Source organism: Hydrogenophaga borbori (assembly GCF_003417535.1).
Lineage (GTDB): Bacteria > Pseudomonadota > Gammaproteobacteria > Burkholderiales > Burkholderiaceae_C > Hydrogenophaga > Hydrogenophaga borbori.
Window position 1 is genome coordinate 419584 of the sequence record NZ_QVLS01000003.1, and the last position, 25258, is coordinate 444841.

Genomic DNA, 25258 nt, shown 5'->3' on the forward strand with positions numbered 1-25258 from the left:
TCAGTGGCGGACCTTGTAGCCGGTCTTGAGCAGGTGCAGGGCCAGGGCGCTGACCGCCAGCAGGGCTCCGCCCACCAGCGCCAGGCTCAGCCAGGGCGAGACGTCGCTGCGGCCGAAAAAGCCGTAGCGGAAGCCGTCGATCATGTAGAAGAAGGGGTTGAGGTGGCTCACGCTCTGCCAGAACGCCGGCAGGGAATGGATCGAGTAGAACACGCCCGACAGGAAGGTCATGGGCATGATGATGAAGTTCTGGAACGCGGCCATCTGGTCGAACTTCTCGGCCCACAGGCCGGCGATCAGCCCCAGCGTGCCCATCAGCGCGGCACCCAGCACGCCAAACACCAGGATCCACAGCGGCGCCACGAAACCGGGCTGCGCGAACAACCAGGCCACGATCAGCACGCCCAGGCCCACGGCGAGGCCGCGCACCATGGACGAGCCCACGTAGGCCACGAACCAGGCGCGGTGCGACAGCGGCGTGAGCAGCAGGAACACCAGGCTGCCCATGATCTTGCTCTGGATGAGCGACGAACTGCTGTTGGCGAAGGCGTTCTGCAGCACGCTCATCATCACCAGGCCCGGCACCAGGAAGGCGGTGTAGCTCACCTCGCCATAAACCACGGCCCGACCCTCGAGCACGTGCGCGAACACCGCCAGGTACAGCAAGGCGGTGATGACGGGTGCGGCCACGGTCTGGAAAGCGACCTTCCAGAAGCGCAGCACCTCTTTGTAGAAAAGCGTTTGCCAGCCAGTCATACCGATGCCTTCAGCGCCTGTTGGGCGGGGATCGCCGATGCGCCGCTGCCCGTGAGATCGAGGAACACGTCCTCCAGGTCGGCCTTGCGCACCTCGATGTCCTCGGGCATGACGCCGGCCTCGCGCAGGCGCGACAGCACGTGCTCCACGGCGCGCGCGTCCAGCGCGGGCAGTTGCACCACGCGGCCCGTGATGCGCGCCTGCGCCGCGATGTCGGCCGGCAGGGCTGTGTCGGTCTTGAAGCGCAGCACGTTGGCCGCGGCGCGCGCCAGCAGGGCCGAGGTGGACTCCAGCGCCACCACCTGCCCCAGCTTGAGCATGGCGATGCGGCTGCACAGGGCCTCGGCCTCTTCCAGGTAGTGGGTGGTCAGCAGCACGGTGCTGCCCAGGCGCTTGTTCAGGCCCGAGACAAACTGCCACAGCGTCTGGCGCAGTTCCACGTCCACGCCGGCGGTGGGCTCGTCGAGCACGATGACGGACGGCTTGTGCACCAGCGCCTGGGCGATCAGCACGCGCCGCTTCATGCCACCCGAAAGCTGGCGCATGTTGGCCGTGGCCTTGTCGGCCAGGCCCAGACCACTGAGCAGCTCGTCGATCCAGTCGTCGTTGTGGCGGATGCCGAAGTAGCCCGACTGGATGCGCAGCGCCTCGCGCACATTGAAGAAGGGGTCGAACACCAGTTCCTGCGGCACGACGCCGAGCTGGCGGCGCGCGGCCTGGTAGTCGGTCTGCACGTCGTGGCCGTGCACGGTGATGCGGCCCTCGGTGGCACGCGCCAGGCCGGCCAGGATGCTGATGAGCGTGGTCTTGCCCGCGCCGTTGGGGCCCAGCAGACCGAAGAATTCACCCGGCTCGATGTCGAAACTGACCGAACGCAGGGCGTGCAGGTCGCCACGCGAGGTGGCGTAGGTTTTGGATACGTTCTGGAATGAGACGGCTGGCATGCGCAGCTACCGCGAATCCGGCCCGAGGCACGGGACATCCGTGGCGGGCGGGGAACGGGGGATTCTACGGCTGGGCCCTCGCCCGCGCTGGCGAAGGGGTGCCCCGGCAACGGTTCAGGCGGGCAGCAGTTCCTGCACGCCGTAGGCGGCGACCAGATCGCGCAGGCGCGGCGGCCAGTGGGTCACGCTCAGCGAGCGCCCGGCGCGCTGGGCCTCGCGCCGCAACTCCAGCAGCAGGGCCACCGCGGACGAGTCGAAGCTGCGCAGCCCGCCGGCGTCGACCGTGAAGGCGCCCCCCGGCTGCGCGGCCAGCGCGCGGCGCAGGCCGTCCAGCGTGGCCGCGGCCTCCGCTGTCGTCAGCCGCTCGGGCAGGCGGGCCTCGCCCATCAGTTGGTTTTGGCGGTGGTACCGCCGGCCTTGTTGCGCTGCGCCAGGGTCTGGATCAGGCCGTCGATGCCCTTGGCATTGATCTCCTGGGCGAACTGGGTGCGGTAGGTCTCCACCAGCCACAGGCCCAGTACGTTCAGGTCGTAGATCTTCCAGCCATCGCCGGCCTTTTCCATGCGGTAGTCGAGCTGGATGGGCTCGCCGCGGCCACGCACCTCGGAGCGCACCACCACCTCGGTGTCACCGGGCTGCATGCGCAGGGGCTTGAAGCTGAGGGTCTGGTCGCGCACCTCGCTCAGGGCGCCAGAATAGGTGCGCACCAGCAGGGCCTTGAATTCCGCCTGCAGGCGCTGCTGCTGCTCGGGCGTGGCCTGGCGCCAATGGCGGCCCACGGCGGAAGCGGTCATGCGCGTGAAATTCACGTTCGGCATGATCTTTTCGTCCACCACGGCCATGATGCGGTCGATGTTGCCGGCCTTGATGGCGGGATCGGCCTTGATCAGGTCGAGCACCTCGGTGGACAGGCGCTTGACCATGGCGTCGGGGGCCTCGGCGGCGCGGGCGGGCAAGGTGAAGGCGGTCAGGGCCAGCGCGATGCCGGCCAGCCAGGAACGTCGGTGCAGAAGAATCATGAAAGTCCTTTCCGGGCTTGTGGCCCGTGAGCCCGCATTGTGGCGAGGCGGCGCCCGTCGAATGTGACGGGTTCGCGAGGGATCGTGACGAGGCGTTTCAGCAGCAAGCGCCCACTATCGCCCTATTCCCCATCGCCCGTGCCAATGCCTTTGTCGATCATGTCGTCGATCTGACGCTGACGGCGGCCCAGGTAGAAGTCGCGCATGAGGCTGTACTTGTCGAGCGCGGCGCCTTCGAACAACTCGCCAGCGCGCAGCAGGCCGGCGCGCGTATCCACCACGCGCAAGGCATAGAGGGAATTGCGCGTGGGAATGTGGTTGACATGGTCCACCAGATCGCCCTCCCAGTCCACCACCAGGCCACCGGTGTCGCGCACGGTGGACGGGCCGAAGAACGGCAACACCACGTAGGCGCCCGGCGGCACGCCCCAGCGGCCCAGGGTCTGGCCGAAGTCGATGCGCGTGCGCGGAATGCCGGCCTCACCGGCGATGTCGAGCAAACCGCCCAAGCCCAGCACGGTGTTGACGCCGAAACGCAGCAGGTTGTCGGCGGTTTCGCGCGGGCGCAGCTGCAGGCCGGCGTTGACGGCGGACCACAGGTCGCCCAGGTTGCCGAAGAAGTTGTTGACCCCCGTGCGCACCGGGCTGGGCGTGATGTCGACGTAGGCCGTGGCCACGGGCTTGAGCACCGCCGTGTCGATCGCATCGTTGAAGCGGTAGACGCCGCGGTTCAGGGGCTCCAGCGGGTCCTTCGGGTCGGCATCGGGGCCGGTGGCGCAGCCGGCCAGCAGCACCAGGGCGGCGGCCACCGCCAGCGCGGGGCGGGGGGTGGAACGTGCGGGGGTCATGGGGTCTCCCAGTCGTGGACTGCTCTTTATTTATTGGGCGCCGGGTTCGGACTTCTTCTCACCACCTTCGGCCGCACGACTGAACAGGAACTGGCCGATCAGGTTTTCCAGCACCAGGGCCGACTGCGTCTGGGTGACCAGGGCGCCATCGGCCAGGTTTTCCGGGTCGCCGCCGGGCTCGATGCCCACGTACTGCTCGCCGAGCAGGCCGCTGGTGAGGATCTTCATGGAGCTGTCGCGCGGGAAGGCGTAGCGCTTCTGCAGCGTCAAGCCGACGCTGGCCTGGAAGGTCTTGTCGTCGAAACCGATGGTCTCGACCCGCCCCACCACCACCCCGGCCGAGCGCACGGCCGCGCCGGTCTTCAGGCCGCCCGCGTTGTCAAAACGCGCCGTGACCCGGTAGGTGGGCTCGAAGCTGATCTGCAGCAGGTTGGCCGACTGCAGCGCGAGAAACAGGATGGCCGCGCCGCCAATGAGCACGAACAGGCCAACCCAGAAATCGTTCTTGGAAGAGGTCATGGTCTTTCTCCGACGCATCCTCAGATGCTGAACATCATGGCGGTAAGCACGAAATCGAGGCCCAGCACCGTGAGAGAGGCCATGACCACCGTGCGGGTGGTGGCGCGCGATACGCCCTCGGGCGTGGGCTGGGCCAGGTAGCCCTGCAGCAGCGCGATGAAGGTCACGGCGAAGCCAAACACGGCGCTCTTGATGACGCCATTGCCGACGTCGTCCCAGACGTCCACCCCGCCCTGCATCTGGCTCCAGAAAGCGCCGCCGTCCAGACCGATGAGGCCCACGCCGACGACCCAGCCGCCGATCACGCCGACCGCACTGAACACGGCCGCCAGCAAGGGCATGGTGATGACACCGGCCCAGAAACGCGGCGCGAGCACGCGGCGCACCGGGTCCACGGCCATCATTTCCATGGCGCTGAGCTGCTCGCCGGCCTTCATGAGGCCGATCTCGGCCGTGAGCGAGGTGCCCGCGCGGCCGGCGAACAGCAGCGCGCTCACCACCGGGCCCAGCTCGCGCACCAGCGACAGCGCCACCAGCAGGCCCAGGGCCTCGGTGGCACCGTAGATGCGCAGCGTGTAGTAGCCCTGCAGGCCCAGCACGAAGCCCACGAACAGGCCTGAGACGCCAATGATGGACAGCGAGTGGTTGCCCAGGAAGTGGATCTGGTCTCGCACCAGACCGAAGCGGCGCAGCGCCGCCCCGCCCAGGAGCAGCAGGCGCAGGAACAGCCGCGCGCCATGGCCCAGCGCGGTGATGTGCTGGCGCACGGCGCGGCCGACGTGGGCGGGGTGCAGTGCCTTGAGCATCAGGCGGCTCCGTTGCCGAAGTCCTCGGCCAGCGCGGGCGCGGGGTGGTGGAAGCGCACGGGGCCGTCGGCCCGGGCGTTGACGAACTGCGCCACCAGCGGGTCGGTGCTGTGGCGCACCTCGTCGGGTGTGCCCTGGGCGGCGATCTTGCCGTTGGCCAGCACGATGACCTGGTCGGCGATGCCGAAGGTCTCGTCCAGGTCGTGCGAGACCACGATGCTGGTCAGGCCCAGCGCGCCGTTGAGTTCGCGGATCAGGCGCGCAGCGGTGCCCAGAGAAATCGGGTCCAGGCCGGCGAAGGGCTCGTCGTACATCACGAGCTCGGGGTCGAGCGCGATCGCGCGCGCCAGGGCCACGCGCCGCGCCATGCCGCCCGACAGCTCGCTGGGCATCAGGTCGCGCGCACCGCGCAGGCCCACGGCATTGAGCTTGAGCAGCACGATGTCGCGCACCAGCACCTCGGGCAGCTTGGTGTGCTCGCGCAGCGGGAAGGCCACGTTGTCGAACACGCTCATGTCGGTGAACAACGCGCCAAACTGGAACAGCATGCCCATGCGCCGGCGCGCCGCGTACAGCGAGCCCTGGTCCATGGTGGTGACGTCGGCGCCATCGAACAGCGTCTGGCCGCGCTGGGCACGGATCTGGCCGCCGATCAGGCGCAGTACCGTGGTTTTTCCGCCACCCGAGGCGCCCATGAGCGCGGTGACCTTGCCGCGCGGCACGGTCATCGAGATGTTGTCGAGGATCACCCGCGGGCCATAGCCGAAGGTGAGGTCGCGCAGTTCGACGAGGGGGGCGGAGGGTGTGGTGCTCATCAAGCAAAAGCCGGGTGAAAACCCGGCCGCTGCATGATACGGGATTCGCATGGGACGGGCTTCCGCCTCTTGCACCCGGTAACACCGCGCAACCGGCGTCGCCGGGCCGCGGGTGTTGGCGTCCCGAAGGACTGGCGCGACGCGCCGCTGGGGGTCAGCGGGGCAGGTCGGAATACCCCATCAGGAACTCATCCACCGACCGGGCCGCCTGGCGGCCCTCGCGGATGGCCCAGACCACCAGCGATTGGCCCCGGCGCATGTCACCGGCGGCGAACACCTTCGGCACGTTGGTCGCATAGCCGCCCGTGAAGTCGGTCGTGGCCTTGGCGTTGCCACGCGCATCCTTGTCGACGCCAAAGGCCTCGAGCACGGTGGCCACGGGGTTGGTGAAGCCCATGGCGAGCAGCACCAGGTCGGCCTTGTATTCCTTCTCGGTGCCCGGCACCTCGACGAACTTGCCGTCCTTGAACTCCACGTGCACGGTCTTCAGGCCCGTGAGCTTGCCGTTCTTGCCGACGAACTCCTTGGTGGAGATGGCGAACTCGCGTGCGCAGCCCTCTTCGTGGCTGGAGCTGGTGCGCAGCTTGAGCGGCCAGTAGGGCCAGACCAGGGGCTTGTTCTCCTGCTCGGGCGGCTGGGGCATGACCTCGAACTGGGTCACGCTGGTGGCGCCGTGGCGGTTGCTGGTGCCCACGCAGTCGGATCCGGTGTCGCCGCCGCCGATGACGATGACCTTCTTGCCGTCGGCACGCAGCTGACCCTTGAGTTTGTCGCCCGCGTTGACCTTGTTCTGCTGGGGCAGAAACTCCATGGCGAAATGGATGCCGTCCAGCTCGCGGCCTGGCACGGGCAGGTCGCGGCTCTGCTCGGCGCCGCCGGTGAGCAGCACGGCGTCGAACTCGGCCTTGAGCTGCTCGGCACTGACGGTTTCCTTGGCCCAGTTGGTGACCTTGCTGCCTTCAGGCAGGGCACCCACCAGCACGCCGGTGCGAAAGACCACGCCCTCGGCCTGCATCTGCTCGACGCGGCGGTCGATGTGCGACTTCTCCATCTTGAAGTCGGGGATGCCGTAGCGCAGCAGGCCGCCGACGCGGTCGTTCTTCTCGAACACGGTCACGTCGTGGCCGGCGCGCGCCAGTTGCTGCGCGGCCGCCATGCCGGCGGGGCCGGAGCCCACCACGGCCACCTTCTTGCCGGTCTTGTGCTTGGCCGGCTGCGGCGCCACCCAGCCTTCGGCCCAGGCGCGGTCGATGATGGCGTGCTCGATCGACTTGATGCCCACCGGGTCGTCGTTCACGTTGAGCACGCAAGCGGCCTCGCAGGGCGCGGGGCAGATGCGGCCGGTGAACTCGGGAAAGTTGTTGGTGCTGTGCAGCACCGTGATCGCGTTCTTCCAGTCGCCCTGGTAAACGAGGTCGTTGAAGTCGGGAATGATGTTGTTGACCGGGCAGCCGTTGTTGCAGAACGGCGTGCCGCAGTCCATGCAGCGCGCGCCCTGGACCTTGGCCTGCGCGTCATCGAGCCCGACAACGAACTCCTTGTAGTGTTTCAGGCGATCGGGCACGGGCGCGTAGCCCTCCTCGATGCGCTCGTATTCCATGAAGCCGGTGACTTTTCCCATGGTGCTGTCCTGTATCTCGTGGGGCTGTTTCTCGTGGGCTTACTTCGCGGGTGCGGTGGCCTTCTTGGCCGAGCCTTGCGCCTTGGTGGTCGCGGCGGCGGCCGTCTGCTTCGCGGCCATCTCGCCGAGGGCGCGCTTGTACTCGTTCGGGAAGACCTTGAGGAACTTGCCGCGCGCCGTGGCCCAGTTGTCGAGCAGCTCGCGCGCGCGCTTGCTGCCGGTCCAGCGGTTGTGGTCCTCCAGAAGCTTCTTGAGCAAGGCCTCGTCGGTCTGGCCGCGGTGCCAGGCACCTGCGCTGGACGTGGCCTCCTGTTCCTTGGCCGTGGGCACGGGCTCCAGGCTCACCATGGCGGTGTTGCAGCGCTCGGCGAAACGGCCGTCTTCATCGTAGACGTAGGCCACGCCACCGCTCATACCGGCCGCGAAGTTGCGGCCGGTCTTGCCCAACACCACCACGGTGCCGCCGGTCATGTACTCGCAGCCGTGGTCGCCGGTGCCCTCCACCACCGCGGTGGCGCCCGACAGGCGCACCGCGAAGCGCTCGCCGGCCACGCCGGCGAAGAAGGCCTCGCCGGTGGTGGCGCCGTAGAGCACGGTATTGCCCACGATGATGTTGCGCGTGGCCTCGCCGCGGAAGTCGATGCTGGGGCGCACCACCACGCGGCCGCCCGACAGGCCCTTGCCGGTGTAGTCGTTGGCGTCGCCGATCAGGTACATCGTGATGCCCTTGGCCAGGAAGGCACCGAAGGACTGGCCGCCCGTGCCTTCCAGCTGGATGCGGATGGAGTCGTCCGGCAGTCCTTCGGGGTGGTGCTTGGTGAGCTCGCCCGACAGCATGGCGCCCACCGAGCGGTTCACGTTGCGCGCGACCTCGATGAACTGCACGCGCTCGCCCTTCTCGATGGCAGGGCGGCACTTTTCGATCAGCACCTTGTCCAGCGCCTTGTGCAGGCCGTGGTCCTGCTGCTCGGTGTGCAGGCGCGGCACGTCGGCCGGCACGGCGGGCAAGGCCAGCAGGCGGCTGAAGTCCAGGCCGCGCGCCTTCCAGTGGGCGATGCCGGCGCGCGTGTCCAGCAGGTCGGCGCGTCCGATCAACTCGTCAAAAGTGCGGATGCCCAGCTGCGCCATGATCTGGCGCGCTTCCTCGGCGACGAAGAAGAAGTAGTTGACGACGTGCTCGGGCTTGCCCGAGAACTTCTTGCGCAGCACCGGGTCCTGCGTGGCCACGCCCACCGGGCAGGTGTTGAGGTGGCACTTGCGCATCATGATGCAGCCCTCGACCACCAGCGGCGCGGTGGCGAAGCCGAACTCGTCCGCGCCCAGCATGGCGCCGATGACCACGTCGCGGCCGGTCTTCATCTGGCCGTCGGCCTGCACGCGGATGCGGCTGCGCAGGCGGTTGAGCACCAGGGTCTGCTGGGTCTCGGCCAGGCCGATCTCCCAGGGGCTGCCCGCGTGCTTGATGGACGACCAGGGCGAGGCGCCGGTGCCACCGTCGTGGCCGGCGATCACCACATGATCGGCCTTGCACTTGGCCACGCCCGCGGCGATGGTGCCCACGCCCACTTCCGACACCAGCTTGACGCTGATGCTGGCGTGCGGCGCCACGTTCTTCAGGTCGTGGATGAGCTGGGCCAGGTCTTCGATCGAGTAGATGTCGTGGTGCGGCGGCGGACTGATCAGGCCCACCCCCGGCACCGAGTAGCGCAGCTTGCCGATGTACTCGGACACCTTGCCGCCGGGCAGCTGGCCGCCCTCGCCGGGCTTGGCGCCCTGGGCCATCTTGATCTGCACCTGGTCGGCGCTCTGCAGGTACTCGGCGGTGACGCCGAAACGGCCCGAGGCCACCTGCTTGATCTTGGAGCGCAGGCTGTCGCCGTCTTCCAGCGGCAGGTCGACCTCGACCACGTCCTCGCCGATGATGGACTTGAGCGTCTCACCCTTGGTGATCTTGATGCCCTTGAGCTCGTTGCGGTAGCGGCGCTCGTCTTCGCCGCCTTCGCCGGTATTGCTCTTGCCACCGATGCGGTTCATGGCCACGGCCAGGGTGGCGTGTGCCTCCGTGCTGATGGAGCCCAGTGACATCGCGCCGGTGGCGAATCGCTTGACGATCTCCTTGGCGGGCTCCACCTCGTCCAGCGGGATGGCCTTGCTCGGGTCCAGCTTGAATTCGAACAGGCCACGCAGCGTCATCTGGCGGCGGCTCTGGTCGTTGATGAGCTGGGCGTATTCCTTGTAGGTGTTCCAGCTGTTGGCGCGCGTGCTGTGCTGCAGCTTGGCAATGGCGTCGGGCGACCACATGTGCTCTTCGCCGCGCGTGCGCCAGGCGTACTCGCCGCCGGCGTCCAGCATGGTGGCCAGCACCGGGTCGTCGCCGAAGGCGGCCTTGTGCATGCGGATGGCCTCCTCGGCGATCTCGAACACGCCGATGCCTTCCACGCGGCTGGCGGTGCCGGTGAAGTACTTGGCCACGGTGTCGCTGTTGAGGCCGATGGCTTCGAACAGCTGGGCGCCGCAATAGCTCATGTAGGTGCTCACGCCCATCTTGGACATGATCTTGGACAGGCCCTTGCCGATCGCCTTGGTGTAGTTGTAGATCGCCTTGTCGGCGCTCAGATCGCCCGGCAGGTCCTTGTGGATGGCCACCAGGGTCTCCATCGCCAGGTAGGGGTGCACGGCCTCGGCGCCGTAACCGGCGAGCACGGCGAAGTGGTGCACCTCGCGCGCGGTGCCGGTTTCAACCACCAGGCCGGCGCTGGTGCGCAGGCCTTCACGCACCAGGTGCTGGTGGATCGCCGAGAGCGCCAGCAGCGCGGGAATGGCCACCTGCGCCGGGCCGATGCCGCGGTCGCTGATGATGAGGATGTTCTTGCCGCCCTTGATCGCGTCCACCGCGGCCGCGCACAGCGAGGCCAGCTTGGCCTCCACGCCTTCACGGCCCCAGCTCGCGGGGTAGGTGATGTCCAGCGTGACGCTGCGGAACTTGCCCTGCGTCACGGCTTCGATGTTGCGCAGCTTGGCCATGTCGGCGAAGTCCAGCACGGGCTGGCTCACCTCCAGGCGCATGGGCGGGTTGACCTGGTTGATGTCGAGCAGGTTGGGCTTGGGGCCAATGAAGGACACCAGCGACATCACGATCGCTTCGCGGATCGGGTCGATCGGCGGGTTGGTGACCTGCGCGAACAGCTGCTTGAAGTAGTTGTAGAGCGGCTTGTTCTTGCTCGACAACACGGCCAACGGGCTGTCGTTGCCCATGGAGCCGATGCCCTCCTCGCCGTTGGCGGCCATCGGGCTCATGAGGAACTTGATGTCCTCCTGCGTGTAGCCAAAGGCCTGCTGGCGGTCCAGCAGCTCGGGCGACACGCGCTCCACACCGGCGGCCTGGGGTTCCGTCTGCGCCACGGGCAACTCCTGCGCGGCCTCGCCGGCCACCGGGTGCTCGACGTCGTCCAGGCGGATGCGCAGGTTGTCGATCCACTGCTTGTAGGGTTTGCTGTTGGCGAGGTTGGCCTTGAGCTCCTCGTCGTCGATCATGCGACCCTGCTCGAGGTCGATAAGGAACATCTTGCCGGGCTGCAGGCGCCACTTGCGCACGATCTTGTTCTCGGGCACGGGCAGCACGCCGGATTCCGAGGCCATGATGACCAGGTCGTCGTCGGTGACGCAGTAGCGCGAGGGACGCAGGCCGTTGCGGTCCAGGGTGGCGCCGATCTGGCGGCCGTCGGTGAACACGATGGAGGCGGGGCCGTCCCAGGGCTCGAGCATGGCCGCGTGGTACTCGTAGAAGGCGCGGCGGCGCGGGTCCATGGTGGTGTGCTGCTCCCAGGGCTCCGGGATCATCATCATCACGGCCTGCGACAGCGGATAGCCCGCCATGGTCAGCAGCTCGAGGCAGTTGTCGAACGTGGCGGTGTCGGACTGGTGCGCGAAGCTGATGGGATAGAGCTTCTGAAGGTCGGCGCCCAGCACGGGCGAGCTCATCACGCCCTCGCGCGCCTTCATCCAGTTGTAGTTGCCCTTGACCGTGTTGATCTCGCCGTTGTGCGCGACGTAGCGGTAAGGGTGGGCCAGCGGCCACTCGGGGAAGGTGTTGGTGGAGAAGCGCTGATGCACCAGGCCCAGGGCCGACACGCAGCGCGGGTCCTGCAGGTCCTTGAAGTAGGTGCCCACCTGATCGGCCAGCAGCAGGCCCTTGTAGACCACGGTGCGGCTGCTCATGCTCACCACGTAGTACTCCTTGGAGTGCGTGAGCTTGAGGCGCTGGATGGCGGCACTGGCGGTCTTGCGGATCACGTACAGCTTGCGCTCCAGCGCGTCTTGCACGATGACGTCGTTGCCACGGCCGATGAAGACCTGGCGAATGATCGGCTCCTTGGCGCGCACCGTGGGCGACATGGGCATGTCGGCGTTCACGGGCACCTCGCGCCAGCCCAGCAGCACCTGGCCTTCGGCGGCGATGGCGCGCTCCATTTCCTGTTCACAGGCCAGGCGGCTGGCGTGTTCCTTGGGCATGAAGATCATGCCCACGCCGTACTCGCCCGCGGGCGGCAGCGTCACGCCCTGCGCGGCCATCTCGGCCCGGTACAGCGCATCGGGCATCTGGATCAGCAGCCCCGCGCCATCGCCCATCAGCTTGTCGGCGCCCACCGCACCGCGGTGGTCCAGGTTCTCAAGGATCTTGAGTGCCTGCTCGACGATGGCGTGGCTCTTTTCGCCCTTGATGTGGGCCACGAAACCGACGCCGCAGGCGTCGTGCTCGTTCGCCGGGTCATAGAGGCCGTGCTGTTGCAAATGCGCTTTCTCGGCAGCCGTGTTCATGGCGCGCTTCCTTCTCGTCTGTGGGGCGAATCCGTTGGACCGCGGAGCTTATTGCATTGCACCATGCGTGCCAAGCATTTTTAATGGGGTCAGATTCCAATTAATTCGCCGACTGATACCTCTCCATAATAATTAGGGACATATCAAAAGAACCGAAGGTGACACGACGGCGCTTGCGCGATCAGCCCTCGGTCTTGGGTTCAGGCGCCCCCGGCGGGCGACCCCGCGCCGCACGCGACACCCGGCGACTGGTCTGCTTCTGCAACGCCTCGACGAAGCGGTCGTCGCCCAAGGCCCAACCATGCAAAGAGGCGTCGGTGATGGCTTTTTGCTGTGGCGCGCCGAGGCCTGTCCGCACGCACTCGGCGTAAGCGGCCTCACGCGCGAAGGGCGTGTTGCCCAGGGCCCAATAGACGGGATGGGGCGTGAGGTGGCGGTCCACGCGCTGCCCAATGTGGTGCAGATGGCTGGACCAGGGGTACTGCCGGGGCTCCATGACCATGCCAGCGCGCACCGGATTGAGCTCGATGTAGGCCATGCAAGCCAGGAAATAGCGCTCGGTCTGCACCAGCGTGGACTTGTAGCGCCCTTCCCACAAGGTGCCCGTGCGCTGGTGGCGATCGTTGAAGCGGCGCACGTAACTGCGGCCAACGTCCTGCATCCAGCGGGGCACACCCTCCACGGTTTCCGGTGTGGCCAACAAGTGGAAGTGGTTGTCCATCAACACCCAGGCGTGCAGCGCCACGCCGTGTTGGCGAGCGCGGGTGGTGATCAGTTCGAGCAGGGCGTCCCGGTCTTCGTCGTCGCGCACGATGGGCTGGCGGTTGTTGCCGCGCTGGATGATGTGGTGCGGGTAGCCAGCGACGGTCAAACGGGGCAATCGGGCCATGGCGCTCAATTCAATTGGAATCTGACCCTAATTAAAGCATGGAAGGTGGGGGAGGCCCCAGAGCCGGCCAGCCCCCCGTCAAGCCGGGAGCGTGCGCTGGATGCGGTGCGCGACCCAGAGGCCCAGCAGGGAGGCCGCGCCGGTGACGACCCAGGTGAGTTGCCACCCACCCACTTGCGTGGCCACCCAGGCCACGAACGGCGGTCCGACAAACTGCCCCAGTGCCGATAGCTGCTGCATCCAGCCCACCGTCGTGGAAATGGTGTCTTCACCCGGTGCCAGGCGCACCGCCAAGCCGAACAGGGTGCCCGGGATAAGCCCGCCCAGGCCCGAGAAGGCCAGCACAGCAAGGTACTGCACCACGGGCGCGCCCCTCAGGCCAAAGGCCAACAGGGCCCCCAGGCCCATGGCGATGTAGGCGAAGCCCATCACAACGCGGGGGCGGCCGCCGCGCGCGATCCAGCGACCAGCCCCGATGTTGCCGCCCATGTTCACCGCCGCCGCGGCCGCACTGAGCAGGCCCGCCAGCACGCCACTCACGCCGGCCTGGGCCAGGATGGTGGGCAAGAAGCCCACGACCGCCAGCCACTGCCCCGAGTACAGGAAGAAAGCCACGGCCACCAGCCAGGGCCCAGGCGCACCCAGCGTGCGGCGCAGGCGCGGGCCCAGCGGCGCGCCCTGCCCCGCCAGCGCCGCGTCGGACGGCAAGCCGCGCCACAGGGCCACCAGCGCCAGCAGCGAGCAGGCCGTCAGCCCCAGCCAGACGGCGCGCCACCCGAGCCACTCGATGACCGGTGCGCCGAACAGCAAGGCCAGGGCCGTGCCCAGTGGCATGTAGGCGCCCCACCAGCCCAAGGCCTTGGCCAGCAGGCGCGGCTCGGCCACGTGGCGGCGGATCAGGCCCGGCGCCGGCAGCACGGCAAGCAGGAACCCCAGGCCTTCCAGCGCGCGCGAGGCGAGCAGGTCGGCCGGCGAGCCGGCCGTCGCGCCCCAGGCACTGCCCAGTGCCAGGGCCACCAGGCCGACCAGCATGATCCGGCGCGGTCCGATGCGGTCAGCCGCCAAGCCCACGAACAGACCCAGCGCCATGCCGGCCAATTGCACGAGCGAAAGCAGGAAGCCCGCCTGCACCAGGCTCACGCCCAGCCCGGTCTGCAACGCGGGAATGGCGACGGGCAGCTTGCCGATGTGCAGGGCACAGGTGACACCCACCGCCACGACCAGGGCGGCAGCGCGAACGGGATGGGACTCGGGCGGTGGTATGGCGGTCATGGAAACAGTACCGAGCCGAACAGGCGCTCGTGCTCGCGGATGGCAAAACGATCGGTCATGCCGGCGATGTAGTCGGCCACCGCGCGCTCGATGTGCCGGCGTTGCCCATGGGCTTCGGGCATCTCGCCAGGCTCGGCCAGGTAGCGCGTGAAAAGATCGCCGATCACCTGGCGCGCGCGGCCAGTGGTCTCGACCACCTGCGGGTGACGGTAGAGGTTACGAAACAGGAAGGCCTTGAGCGCGCGGCTGCGCTCGCGCATGGCGTCGGAGAAAGCCACCAGGGCCGCCTGGGTGCGCGCCTCGTCGGCTGAGGCGACGCCCGAGTCGCGAAGGCGCCCGCGCGTTGCGGCGATCACGTCGTAGACTTGGTCGCTCAGCATGCGGCGGATGCTCTCGAACAACAGCCGGCGCCCCTGCAGTTGCGAGTGCTCCCGCAGGGCCTGGCGGCGGTAGTGGTCGAACAGCTCCACGGATTCGAGCTGCTCCAGGGAGAGCAGGCCCGAGCGCACGCCGTCGTCGATGTCGTGCGCGTTGTAGGCGATCTCGTCGGCCAGGTTGCACAACTGCGCCTCGAGCGAAGGAGCGCCGCCGCGCAGGAAGCGCGCCGCTACGCCGCCGGGCTCCAGCCGCTCCAGGCGTTCGGCGTTGTGCCGTGAACAGTGCTTCAGAATGCCTTCGCGCGTTTCGAAGGACAGGTTCAGGCCGTCGAACGCGGGGTAGCGCTCCTCGAGTTCGTCCACCACGCGCAGGCTCTGCAGGTTGTGCTCGAAGCCCCAGCCGTCGGGCGCGCGGCCATCGGGCCCAAGCGCCTGCAAGGCGGCGTGCAGCGCGTCCTGGCCGGCGTGGCCGAAGGGCGTGTGGCCCAGGTCGTGTGCGAGCGCGATGGCTTCGACCAGGTCTTCGTTGAGCCCCAGCGACCGCGCGATGCTGCGGCCGAGCTGGGCCACTTCCAGCGAGTGCGTCAGGCGGGTGCGGAACAGGTCTCCCTCGTGGTTGAGGAACACCTGCGTCTTGTAGACCAGTCGACGGAACGCCGTCGAATGGATCACCCGGTCGCGGTCGCGCTGGTAATCGGTGCGCGTGGGCGCGGGGGGTTCCGGGTGGCGCCGGCCACGGCTGCGCGCCGGATCGCTGGCGTACGGTGCAAGGCTCATGCCGGCTGGCAGCTTCGCGCGATCACCCCCGCCACGACGGCATCGCTGGCCGGGCGCATCGAGGCCCGGCCCGGTGGGTCGATGAGCACGAAGCGGATCTCCCCCGCCTCGGCCTTCTTGTCGACACGCATCAGCTCAAGGTAGCGCTCGGCATTGCGCGCGGGATCGAGCACCGGCGCCACCACCGGCAGGCCGGCGCGGACCACCAGGCGCTTCAGGCGCTCGACGAACGCCTCGTCCACCAAACCCAGCGCCTGCGACAGGCGGGCCGCCATCACCATGCCGCAGCCCACGGCCTCGCCGTGTAACCAGGCGCCATAGCCCATGCCGGCCTCGATCGCATGGCCGAAGGTGTGGCCGAAATTCAGGATGGCGCGCAGCCCCGATTCGCGTTCGTCGGCGCCCACCACCTGGGCCTTGATCTCGCAGCTGCGCCGCACCGCGTGCGCCAGATGCGCCGGATCGCGCGCCATGAGGGCCTCGATGTGGTCCTCGATCCAACCGAGGAAGGCCATGTCGGCGATGGGTCCGTACTTGATGATCTCGGCCATGCCGGCACTGAACTCACGGTCGGGCAGGGAGCGCAGCGCGTCGAGGTCGCACACCACGCTGAGCGGCTGGTGGAAGGCGCCGATCATGTTCTTGCCCAGGGGGTGGTTGATGCCCGTCTTGCCACCCACCGACGAGTCCACCTGCGCCAGCAAGGTGGTGGGCACCTGCACGAAGGGCACCCCACGCATGTAGCAGGCGGCCGCGAAACCGGTCATGTCGCCCACCACCCCCCCGCCCAGCGCGTACAGCACCGTCTTGCGGTCACAGCCGGCCTCGAGCAGGCGATCGAAGATGGTCTGCAGCGTCTGCCAATGCTTGTGCGATTCGCCGTCGGGCAGCACCACGTCCAGCACACGCGCATGGCGCCCGCTCAGCGCCGCGCGCAGGGACGCCAGGTACAGCGGCGCCACCACCTCGTTGGTGACAATCACGCCGGTGTTCGCCGTCGGCAGGCCGGCGAAGGTACCGGCATGGCCGATCAGGTCGGCGCCGATGTGGATGTCGTAACTGCGCTCACCCAGGTCGATGGCGACGCGCTGGGTCTCGGTGGTTGAAATGGCGGGGGACATGGCCCGAGTGTATGCCGCCCCTCACGGGCGGCCGGCGCCCCTCACGGCGGCGTGTCGGCCCCGTCCGGAGGCGGGGCGCTGGACACCAGCCCGGCCAACTCCAGCTGCATCAGGATCATGTTGACCAGCGTGGCCACCGAGGGGCGTCCCGTGTCGATGGCGAAATGCGCCGTCTCGGCGTACAGCGGGTGCCGCTGCGCGTGCAGGTCCTTGAGCCGGGCCAAGGGATCGGCCACCTGCAACAGCGGACGGTGGCGGTCGTGGCGCAGACGGCGAAAAAGGTCCTCCGGCGTCGATCGCAGATAGACCACGCGGCCGCGCTCATGCAGGTGCACCCGGTTCTCCGGGCGCAGCACGGCGCCGCCACCGGTGGCGATCACCGCCAACGGACCGGCGGTGACTTCATCAATGACCTGTGCCTCAAGATCCCGGAACGCCGCCTCCCCCTCGCGATCAAAAAACGCCCGGATGCTCGACCCTATGCGTTGCTCGATCACGTGATCGGAATCGACAAAAGGCAACCCCAGCCGCCGGGCCAGCTGGCGCCCGACGGTGGATTTGCCCGATCCAGGCAGCCCGACCAGGAAGACCGACTGCGTGGGGTTCAATTAGTTGATGGCGGTGCGCCCCAGGACGCGCGGCGTGATGAAGATCAGCAGCTCGGAACGCTGATCGATCTGGTTGCGCGACTTGAACAGATTGCCCACGGCGGGCAGATCGCCCAGCAGCGGCACCTTCTGGATTTGGTTGCGCTCGGTGCGCTCGAAGATGCCGCCGATCACCACCGTGCCGCCGTTCTCCACCAGCACCTGGGTTTGCACGTGCTTGGTGTCGATGGCGATACCGTCCGCAGTGGTTTCGCCGCGGGTGTCCTTGTTCACGTCGAGATCGAGAATGATGTTGCCCTCGGGCGTGATCTGCGGAGTGACCTCCAGTTTGAGGTTGGCCTTGCGGAACGCGATGGCCGTGGCGCCGCTGGACGTGGCCGTCTGGTAGGGGAACTCGGTGCCCTGCTCGATCAGCGCCTTCACCTGGTCGGCCGTGACCACGCGGGGACTGGACACAATGCGACCCTTGCCATCGGATTCCAGCGCCGAGATTTCCAGCGCCAGGAAGCGCGAGGCGTTCGGGCTGAACAGCGACAGGGCGTAGGACGCCGCCTGACCGGTCGGCGGCAAGGCGGGCAGGTTCACGAAGGGGGCGGAGGTCAGAGACGGTCCGGTGGTCACGGCCCCGTAGTTGCTGCCGAAGTTGCCACGCACCGGGTTGCCATTGGCCGAGCCCACACCGAATTCCCGCACGCCACCGCCCAGGCGCACGCCGATGGATTTGCTGAAGTCGTCGTCGGCTTCCACGATGCGCGCCTCAATCAGCACCTGGCGGATCGGGATATCGAGCTTGGTGATCAGCTCCTGCACCTGGGCCAGGCGCGAAGGGATGTCCGTCACGAAAAGCTGGTTGGTTCGCGGCTCGGCGATCACGCTGCCACGGGGGGACAGGATGCGTGCGTTGCTGGAATTGCCTCCGCCGCTGACCGTCGACGACGACCCAGCCGTCAGTTGCGTGGCGATGTCGGCCGCCTTGGCGTAATTCATCTGGAACGATTGCGTGCGCACCTGCTCGAGGCTCTCCACCGTGGCGCGCGCTTCCAGCTCCTGCTTCTCGCGGGCCGCGATTTCATCGCGCGGGGCGATCCACAGCACGTTGCCCGACTTGCGCAGGCCCAGGCCCTTGGCCTGCATGATGATGTCCAGCGCCTGATCCCAGGGCACATCCTTCAGGCGCAGGGTGACCGAACCCGCCACGGAATCGGACGTCACGATGTTGAAGTTCGTGAAATCGGCGATGACCTGCAGCAGCGCACGGACTTCGATGTTCTGGAAGTTCAGCGACAGCTTCTCGCCGGTGTAGCCCGGGCCTTGGCTGAGCTTGTTGGGATCCACGCGCTGCTCGCGCACTTCCAGCACGAACTGGTTGTCGCTCTGGTACGCGGAATGCTCCCAATTGCCCGCCGCCGCCACCACCATGCGCACGCGGTCGCCCGTCTGCGTGGTGGTCACCGACTGCACCGGCGTACCGAAGTCGGTCACGTCCAGGCGGCGGCGCAGGCCCTCGGGCAGGGAACTCTTCAGGAACTCCACCACGAGGCCCGTGCCTTGCTGGCGGATGTCGACACCGACCTGGTTGTTCGGCAACTCGACGACGACACGCCCCGTATTGCCCGTGCCGCGGCGGAAGTCGATGTCGCGCAGCGAGCTCACGTCCAGGTTGCGGCTCTCGGCAAAATGCGTCGGCGGATTGGTTTGGGCCGTCACCGCTTCGGGACGCTCCATGACCACCAGCAGGCTGTTGCCTTCGACGCGCGTCTGGAACGGCGCCGGCTGCTTGAGGTTGATCACCACCCGTGTGCGTTCGCCCGCCTGGACCACGGTGGCCGAACGGAGATTGCCTTCGTTGATGTCAACAGTGCTGCGCCCCATGGCATTGGCCACGCCCGGAAAGTCCAGGGCGATGCGCGCGGGCGACTGCACGGTGAAGCTCGACGGCGTGGCCTTCAGGGGTTCCGACAGGTTGATCCGGACCACCTCGGCACCGCTTTGAATACCTCCGGTGACCGACTGGATGGCAGACTGCGCCTGCGCCCAGCAGGCCGACAGGACGAGACCGAGAACCAGCCCCCCCTTGACCATCCTCCGCCCCCACGCCGTTCCAGCGGTCGCCTGTTCTGGCTTGTTCATTTAGCGTCCTCTACTAGCTGCAGCGCCGTGGGGCGCTCGATCCATTCACCCGACGGGTCCTGCACGATTTCGCGCAAGGCGACTTCGGTTTCGGTGATGCGGGTTACGCGTCCGAAGTTCTGTCCCAGGTACTGTCCTTGACGCACCTGGTACAGCAAGCGGTCCACTTTGATCAGCGCCACCAGTTCCCCCGAACGGTCCAGGCTGCCGACCATGGTCATGGAGTCCAAGGGGAAGGCTTCGAGCGGCTGGCGCCGACGCGCCAGTTCGGGCTCGATCAGCGCGGCATTGGCGGCGCTTGCCGTTTGCGTGCCGCGCAGCAGGCTGGCCAGTTTTTCCGTGCTGAACGGCGGCGTTTCGCGCTCGACACTGTAGGGCTGTGGCTCGAACCGCGTGGGTTCGGGAATCGGCTGCACCGACGGCTTGATCGAATTGCGCTCGGCCTGCATCCAGGACCGCAGCTCGTCCTGCCCGGACGACGTGCAACCCGCCAACACAAGGCCCAGGACCAACAAGGAATAGGGGGCGAGGCGGCTCACTTCTTTGCCCCCTTCGCTTTTTGCTGGGCCGCGACTTCCTCGGGGTCCAGGTACCGGAAGGTCTTGGCCACGCCATCCATCGTCAGGTAACCGTCGCGGGTGGCGATGGGCGTCAGGCTGAGGTTGTTCAAGGTAACGATGCGCGACAGGTTGGCGATATCGGCGGCGAACAGGCCGACGTCGTGGTATTTGCCCGTGACCCGAATGGCGATCGGCAGCTCGGCGTAGTACTCACGGACCACCACCTGTCCGGGACGGAACAGTTCGAACTGCAGGCTGCGCCCCAGACCGGCTTGGTTGATGTCGGACAACAAGGCGTCCATTTCGGCCTTGCTGGGCAGTTGCTTTTCCAGCTGCGTCACGTACTGCTGCACCTGCTCCAGCTGCTTGCGCAAGGCGTCGAGGTTGACGGCCTGCACCAGCTTGCTGCGGTAGGTGGTGCGCAGTTGCTCCTCGCGGGCCTTCTCGGCCACCAGCTCCTCGTCGACGCCCTTGAGCCAGACGAACCACAGCGCGGCCACGACGCCCAAACACACGGCCACGAACAGCAGGTTTCGGGGCAGCGCCGGCCACAAGGACGGGTCGTTGGGATCGAGGCCGGTGAACTGGGCACGCAGCTTGTCCTGCACGCCCTTCAGATCGATATTGATGCTCGACTTCTTCGCCATCACGCCACCCCGGGTCAGACTTTGCCCGCCGCGGGTGCGGTGGCTGGCGTGGCCGGCGCCGGCGTGACCGCCGGCTTGCGCAAGGTCACGCGCATGGTGAAGTTGGCCACGCGTCGCGCATCGGCGCCACTGATGGCCGCGTTGGCGGACACGATTTCCACCAGCTCAGGACGCGTCAAGGCGGGGCTGTTGTTCGACAGATTGCGCAACAGCTCGGACACGCGCTCCTGCGACTGCGCGGTGCCCGTCAACAGCACGCTCATGTTTTCCTGCTTCATCGACCGCAGGAAAACGCCCTTGGGCAGTTGATTGACGAGTTCCTCCAGCAGGTACACCGGCAGGTTGCGCCCCGCCTGAAGGTCCTCGACGGCGGTCTGACGCGCCCGCAGCGACGCGATTTGCTGCTGCAGCGTGGCGATGTCCTTGATTTCCGCGTCCAGCTTCGCGATTTCCTGGGTCAGGAACTGGTTGCGGTCTTGCTGGATGGAGATCTGGCCCTGATACCACGTGAAGACAGCGCCACCGATGATGCCGCCCAGCAGCGCCGACAAGCCCAGCTGCGTATAGAACTGTTCCTTCTGGCGCTTGCGCGCTGCCTCGCGATGGGGCAGCAGGTTGATGAGGATCATTGGTAGAACCTCCGCAGCGCCAGCCCGGTGGACGTCAGGTAGGCCGGTGCCTCACGCGAGATCTTTCGCGCCTGCACACCCGTCCCCAGCTCCATCGCATCGAACGGGTTGATCAGCATGCACGCGAACGAGGTCTGGTGGGTGACCGCCTCGGTGAGCCCCAGCAAGGCGGCGCTGCCACCGGCCAGAAGGATGTGGTCGATCTTGTTGTACGGCGTGCTGGTGAAGAAAAACTGCAGCGCGCGACCGATTTCCTGGGCAAGGCTCTCGATGAACGGTTCCAGCACCGCGCTCTGGTAGTCCTCCGGCAGGTCACCCGAGCGCTTCTTCGCTTCCGCCTCGTCGGGCGAAAAGCCGTACTGGCGGATGATGAGCTGGGTGAGCTGACCGCCCCCAAACGCTTGGTCGCGCTCGTAGAGCACTTCGTCGTTGCGAATGACCTGCAGGCTCGTGGTCATGGAGCCGATCTCGAACAGCGCCACCAGCGCGTCCACTCCCTGGTTCGGCAAGGTTTCGATCACGCGGCCAGCGGCCAGCCGCGACGCATAGGATTCGACGTCCATGACCACGGGTTTGAGCCCCGCGGCTTCGGCCAGACCCTGCCGGTCGGATACCTTTTCCTTGCGGGAGGCGGCGATCAGCACCTCGACGTCGCCCACGGACGTCGCGCTGGGGCCGACAACGCAGAAATCGAGGCTCACCTCGTCGAGCGAGAACGGAATGTACTGGTTGGCCTCGGACTCGACCTGCGCCTCGAGCTCCTTGTCGCTCATGCCGCCCGGCAGCACGATCTTCTTGGTGATCACCGCCGAGGCCGGCAACGCCAGGGCCACGTTTTTCGTCTTGCTGCCGCTCTTGCGGACCACCCGGCGCACCGCGTCGGCCACCTCATCGAATTTTTCGATGTTGCCGTCGGTGATCCAGCCGCGTTCCAGCGGTTCCATGGCACACCGCTCCAGCACGAACTCGCCGGCGCGGTTGCGGCTGAGTTCGACAAGCTTGACGCTCGACGAACTCACGTCAATGCCCAGCAGCGGCGCTGGCTCTCGGCTGAATAGCGATCCCAGTGAGATCAAGATGGCCCCCAAATCGCATGGCGATGTACTACGCCAGACTTAAGAATTCACTTCAATGCTAGCAGTAAGCCCATTGAGCGGCAAAGATTTTTTGCCAAACGCACAAATCGAAACGTTGTCAAAAGCCGACGGGATGAAGGGCCGACGCGATGGTCTGAACCCCCACCGACAATCCGGTCTACAAGCCCAAACCCCTACGTTCCGTTCATTCCATGTCGGCACCTTGCCCGACTTCTAAAATGCGGCACGTTTCCAGTCCGAGTTCGCATGCCCCAAGAATCCCAGCCCTCTCGCGCGGCTCCTGCCAAGGCAGTATCTGCGGCGCCCCGCACGCTCATCTGGATCGGTCGCTTGGTGGTGGTTGTCGCCGGACTGGCGGCGGCAGGTGTTGCGGCCATGCTGATGGCCCTTGGCATCGCCCTGGCGGTGGCCTACCCCAATCTGCCGGACGTCACGGGCCTGGCCGACTACCGACCCAAGCTGCCTTTGCGCGTGCTCGCCGTGGATGGCCAGCTCATCGGCGAGTTCGGTGAAGAGCGGCGCAACCTGCTGACCATCGACCAGATCCCCGACGTGATGAAACACGCGGTGCTGGCCATCGAAGACGCACGCTTCTTCGAGCACAGCGGCGTGGATTACCGCGGCATGGTGCGCGCCGCGCTGGCCAACCTGCGCGAGGCCAAGAGCCAGGGCGCCTCCACCATCACCATGCAGGTGGCGCGCAACGTCTACCTGTCGGCGGAGAAGAGCTACACGCGCAAGATCTACGAGGTGCTGCTCACCTTCAAACTGGAGCACATGCTCACCAAGGAGCAGATCCTCGAGATCTACATGAACCAGATCTTCCTGGGCCGGCGGGCGTATGGCTTCGCGTCGGCCTCGCAGATCTACTTTGGCAAACCGCTGAAGGACGTGACCATCGCCGAGGCCGCGATGCTCGCGGGCCTGCCGCAGGCGCCTTCGGCCTACAACCCGGTCCGCAACCCCAAGCGCGCCCGCACGCGCCAGCTGTACATCATCGACCGCATGGTCGAAAACGGCTTCATCACCGCCCAACAGGCCGAAGAAGCCAAGGCCCAGGAGGTCAAGGTCCACCGCGGTGCCATGGAGGACAGCCTGCGCGCGGAGTTTGCGGCAGAGATGGTTCGCCAGGCCATCGTGGCCCAGTATGGCGAGGCCGCGTACACGCGCGGCCTGGTGGTGTCCACCACCATCGACCCGCGCGCCCAGGAAGCCGCCTACCGCGCCGTGCGCCAGGGCGTGCTGGACTACGAGCGCCGGCAGTTCTACCGCGGCCCGGAGCTGTTCATCAACCTGCCCGAGGACGCGCAGGAACGCGACACGGCCATCGACGAAGCCCTCGCGGAACGCCCCGACAACGGGGACCTGCTGTCGGCCGTGGTGCTCCAGGCCGACCCCCGCAAGGTGGTGGTGGTGCGCCAGGACGGCGACCCGATCGAGATCACCGGCGAAGGCCTCAAGCCGGTGCAGAGCGGCCTGTCGGACAAGGCCGGGCCAAACATCAAGCTGCGCCCCGGCGCCGTCGTGCGCATCGTCAAGGTGGGCGACAAATCCTGGCGCGTGACGCAGTTGCCCGAGGTCGAGTCCGCCTTCGTGGCGCTGGACCCGCGCAACGGCCGCATCGCGGCCGTCATCGGCGGCTTCGACTTCAACAAGAACAAGTTCAACCACGCCACCCAGGCCTGGCGCCAGCCGGGGTCCAGCTTCAAGCCCTTCATCTATTCCGCCGCGCTGGAAAAGGGCCTGACACCGATGACGGTGGTGAACGACGCGCCGCTGTTCTATTCCGCCGCCGAAACGGGCGGCAAGCCCTGGGAGCCGAAGAACTACGACGGCCAGTTCGAAGGCCCGATGTCGGTGCGCCGCGCGCTGGCCAAGTCCAAGAACATGGTGTCCATTCGCGTGCTGCAGCTGGTGGGCACGCAGAACGCGCAGAACTGGGTCACGCGCTTCGGCTTCGAGGCCGACAAGCACCCGCCCTACCTCACCATGGCGCTGGGCGCCGGTTCGGTCACGCCGCTGCAGATGGTCACGGCCTATTCGGTGTTCGCCAACGGCGGCCACCGGGTGACGCCCCTGCTGATCACCCGCGTGACGGACGCGCGCGGGCGCGTGCTGTTCGAAGCACCACAGACCACACTGGACAACGCGCCACAGGCGATCGAGCCGCGCAACGCCTTCATCATGAACAGCCTGTTGCAGGAGATCACCCGCTCAGGCACCGCCGCGCGCGCGCAGGCCACCCTCAAGCGGCCCGACCTGTATGGCAAGACCGGCACCACCAACGACGCGGTGGACGCCTGGTTCGTCGGCTACCAGCCCACGCTGGCCGCCGCGGCCTGGGTGGGCTACGACACGCCGCGCAACCTGGGCAGCCGAGAAACCGGCGGCGGCCTGGCGCTGCCGATCTGGATCTCCTTCATGCAGGAGATGCTGAAGAACGTGCCCGTGACCACCTACAGCGCGCCGCCCGGCGTGGTCAACATCGGCGGCGAGTGGTACTACGAAGAATACGGCCCGGGCAATGGCGTGCATGGGCTGGGCCTGGCGGATCCCTGGCCTGGCGCGCCCGCCGGCGCGGCGGTCGATGCCAATGGCGTGCCGATGGCCCCGCCGCCGCCGCAGCCACCGGTGGAAAACCGGCGCAGCATCCTGGACCTGTTCAGGAACTGAAGCGCAGCGCCTGGCCCGACTGCTCGCTCGCGTAACGCGACAGGTTCTCGAAGAACTCGCCGTTGCCCTTGGTGTCTTGCCAGGCGCGGCCATCGTGCTTGTAGTGAAAACCGCCGGCGCGTGCGGCCATCCACACCTCTTGCAGCGGCTTCTGCAGGTTGATCACGATCTGGCTGCGGTTGGCGAAGGTGAGTGTGATCATGCCGCCCACGCGCTGGTTGTCGATGTCCGCATCGGTGTCTTCGTTGATGCGGTCGCAGTTCAGTTCGATGGCGCGCAACAGGGCCTCGGCGCGATCCTGGTATTCGAGGTCGGTCATACAATGCGCGGAT

General features: G+C 67.2%; 22 protein-coding genes. 1 reads left to right on the forward strand and 21 read right to left on the reverse strand.

Going from position 1 to position 25258, the window contains the following annotated elements; translation table 11 throughout:
- The 20 genes from DY262_RS07800 to DY262_RS07895 all read right to left on the reverse strand — a co-directional run bounded on the left by DY262_RS07800 (position 1) and on the right by DY262_RS07895 (position 22232).
- Positions 1-756, reverse strand: a complete 756-nt coding sequence (locus DY262_RS07800) for an ABC transporter permease (RefSeq protein WP_070399147.1) — start codon at positions 754-756, stop codon at positions 1-3.
- A complete protein-coding gene (locus tag DY262_RS07805) occupies positions 753-1700 on the reverse strand; it encodes an ABC transporter ATP-binding protein (RefSeq protein WP_116958368.1) in 948 nt (315 codons plus the stop codon). The genes DY262_RS07800 and DY262_RS07805 overlap by 4 nt, the downstream gene beginning before the upstream one ends.
- Positions 1701-1814: 114 nt before the next feature.
- Complete coding sequence (locus DY262_RS07810; protein WP_116958369.1) at positions 1815-2087, reverse strand: STAS domain-containing protein; 273 nt, start codon at positions 2085-2087, stop codon at positions 1815-1817.
- Positions 2087-2719 (reverse strand): MlaC/ttg2D family ABC transporter substrate-binding protein, encoded by a 633-nt coding sequence (locus DY262_RS07815; RefSeq protein ID WP_181936443.1) that lies wholly within the window; start codon positions 2717-2719, stop codon positions 2087-2089. The genes DY262_RS07810 and DY262_RS07815 overlap by 1 nt, the downstream gene beginning before the upstream one ends.
- Before the next feature lie 122 nt (positions 2720-2841).
- On the reverse strand, positions 2842-3567 hold the full coding sequence (locus tag DY262_RS07820; protein WP_116958371.1) for an MlaA family lipoprotein: 726 nt from the start codon (positions 3565-3567) through the stop codon (positions 2842-2844).
- A 30-nt stretch (positions 3568-3597) separates the two neighbouring features.
- A complete protein-coding gene (mlaD, locus tag DY262_RS07825) occupies positions 3598-4086 on the reverse strand; it encodes an outer membrane lipid asymmetry maintenance protein MlaD (protein ID WP_116958372.1) in 489 nt (162 codons plus the stop codon).
- A gap of 20 nt (positions 4087-4106) precedes the next feature.
- Positions 4107-4892: a lipid asymmetry maintenance ABC transporter permease subunit MlaE gene (gene mlaE, locus DY262_RS07830; protein WP_116958373.1), complete on the reverse strand. Its 786-nt coding sequence runs from the start codon at positions 4890-4892 to the stop codon at positions 4107-4109.
- Complete coding sequence (locus tag DY262_RS07835; protein WP_116958374.1) at positions 4892-5707, reverse strand: ABC transporter ATP-binding protein; 816 nt, start codon at positions 5705-5707, stop codon at positions 4892-4894. The genes mlaE and DY262_RS07835 overlap by 1 nt, the downstream gene beginning before the upstream one ends.
- A 154-nt stretch (positions 5708-5861) precedes the next feature.
- Positions 5862-7328 (reverse strand): glutamate synthase subunit beta, encoded by a 1467-nt coding sequence (locus DY262_RS07840; protein WP_116958375.1) that lies wholly within the window; start codon positions 7326-7328, stop codon positions 5862-5864.
- 39 nt (positions 7329-7367) lie between these two features.
- Entirely contained in the window at positions 7368-12146 is a 4779-nt protein-coding gene (locus DY262_RS07845; protein WP_116958376.1) for a glutamate synthase-related protein, read from the reverse strand.
- A gap of 181 nt (positions 12147-12327) precedes the next feature.
- On the reverse strand, positions 12328-13035 hold the full coding sequence (locus DY262_RS07850; protein ID WP_116958377.1) for an REP-associated tyrosine transposase: 708 nt from the start codon (positions 13033-13035) through the stop codon (positions 12328-12330).
- 78 nt (positions 13036-13113) lie between these two features.
- On the reverse strand, positions 13114-14307 hold the full coding sequence (locus DY262_RS07855; protein WP_116958378.1) for an MFS transporter: 1194 nt from the start codon (positions 14305-14307) through the stop codon (positions 13114-13116).
- Complete coding sequence (locus DY262_RS07860; protein ID WP_116958379.1) at positions 14304-15461, reverse strand: deoxyguanosinetriphosphate triphosphohydrolase; 1158 nt, start codon at positions 15459-15461, stop codon at positions 14304-14306. Before DY262_RS07860 ends, DY262_RS07855 begins: the two co-directional genes overlap by 4 nt.
- On the reverse strand, positions 15458-16582 hold the full coding sequence (gene aroB, locus DY262_RS07865; RefSeq protein WP_116958380.1) for a 3-dehydroquinate synthase: 1125 nt from the start codon (positions 16580-16582) through the stop codon (positions 15458-15460). The genes DY262_RS07860 and aroB overlap by 4 nt, the downstream gene beginning before the upstream one ends.
- A 41-nt stretch (positions 16583-16623) precedes the next feature.
- Positions 16624-17190, reverse strand: coding sequence for a shikimate kinase (locus DY262_RS07870; RefSeq protein ID WP_116958381.1), 567 nt, complete (start codon positions 17188-17190; stop codon positions 16624-16626).
- Positions 17191-19320: a type IV pilus secretin PilQ gene (locus tag DY262_RS07875; protein WP_116958382.1), complete on the reverse strand. Its 2130-nt coding sequence runs from the start codon at positions 19318-19320 to the stop codon at positions 17191-17193.
- Positions 19317-19859 carry a pilus assembly protein PilP gene (locus tag DY262_RS07880; protein ID WP_116958383.1) on the reverse strand — a complete coding sequence of 181 codons (543 nt, stop codon included), beginning with the start codon at positions 19857-19859 and terminating at the stop codon, positions 19317-19319. Before DY262_RS07880 ends, DY262_RS07875 begins: the two co-directional genes overlap by 4 nt.
- The gene (locus tag DY262_RS07885; protein ID WP_116958384.1) at positions 19856-20527 is read right to left on the reverse strand and encodes a type IV pilus inner membrane component PilO; all 672 of its coding nucleotides are present in this window, start codon (positions 20525-20527) and stop codon (positions 19856-19858) included. Before DY262_RS07885 ends, DY262_RS07880 begins: the two co-directional genes overlap by 4 nt.
- A gap of 14 nt (positions 20528-20541) precedes the next feature.
- Entirely contained in the window at positions 20542-21156 is a 615-nt protein-coding gene (locus DY262_RS07890; protein WP_116958385.1) for a PilN domain-containing protein, read from the reverse strand.
- Positions 21153-22232 (reverse strand): pilus assembly protein PilM, encoded by a 1080-nt coding sequence (locus tag DY262_RS07895; RefSeq protein ID WP_116958386.1) that lies wholly within the window; start codon positions 22230-22232, stop codon positions 21153-21155. Before DY262_RS07895 ends, DY262_RS07890 begins: the two co-directional genes overlap by 4 nt.
- 267 nt (positions 22233-22499) lie before the next feature.
- Here DY262_RS07895 and DY262_RS07900 point away from each other — a divergent pair, with 267 nt between their 5' ends.
- Positions 22500-24926: a penicillin-binding protein 1A gene (locus DY262_RS07900; protein WP_116958387.1), complete on the forward strand. Its 2427-nt coding sequence runs from the start codon at positions 22500-22502 to the stop codon at positions 24924-24926.
- On the opposite strand, the gene cyaY is transcribed toward DY262_RS07900, so the two are convergent.
- Positions 24916-25245 (reverse strand): iron donor protein CyaY, encoded by a 330-nt coding sequence (cyaY, locus tag DY262_RS07905; RefSeq protein ID WP_116958388.1) that lies wholly within the window; start codon positions 25243-25245, stop codon positions 24916-24918. The two genes, DY262_RS07900 and cyaY, sit on opposite strands and share 11 nt — an antisense overlap.
- Between the last annotated feature and the right edge of the window lie 13 nt (positions 25246-25258).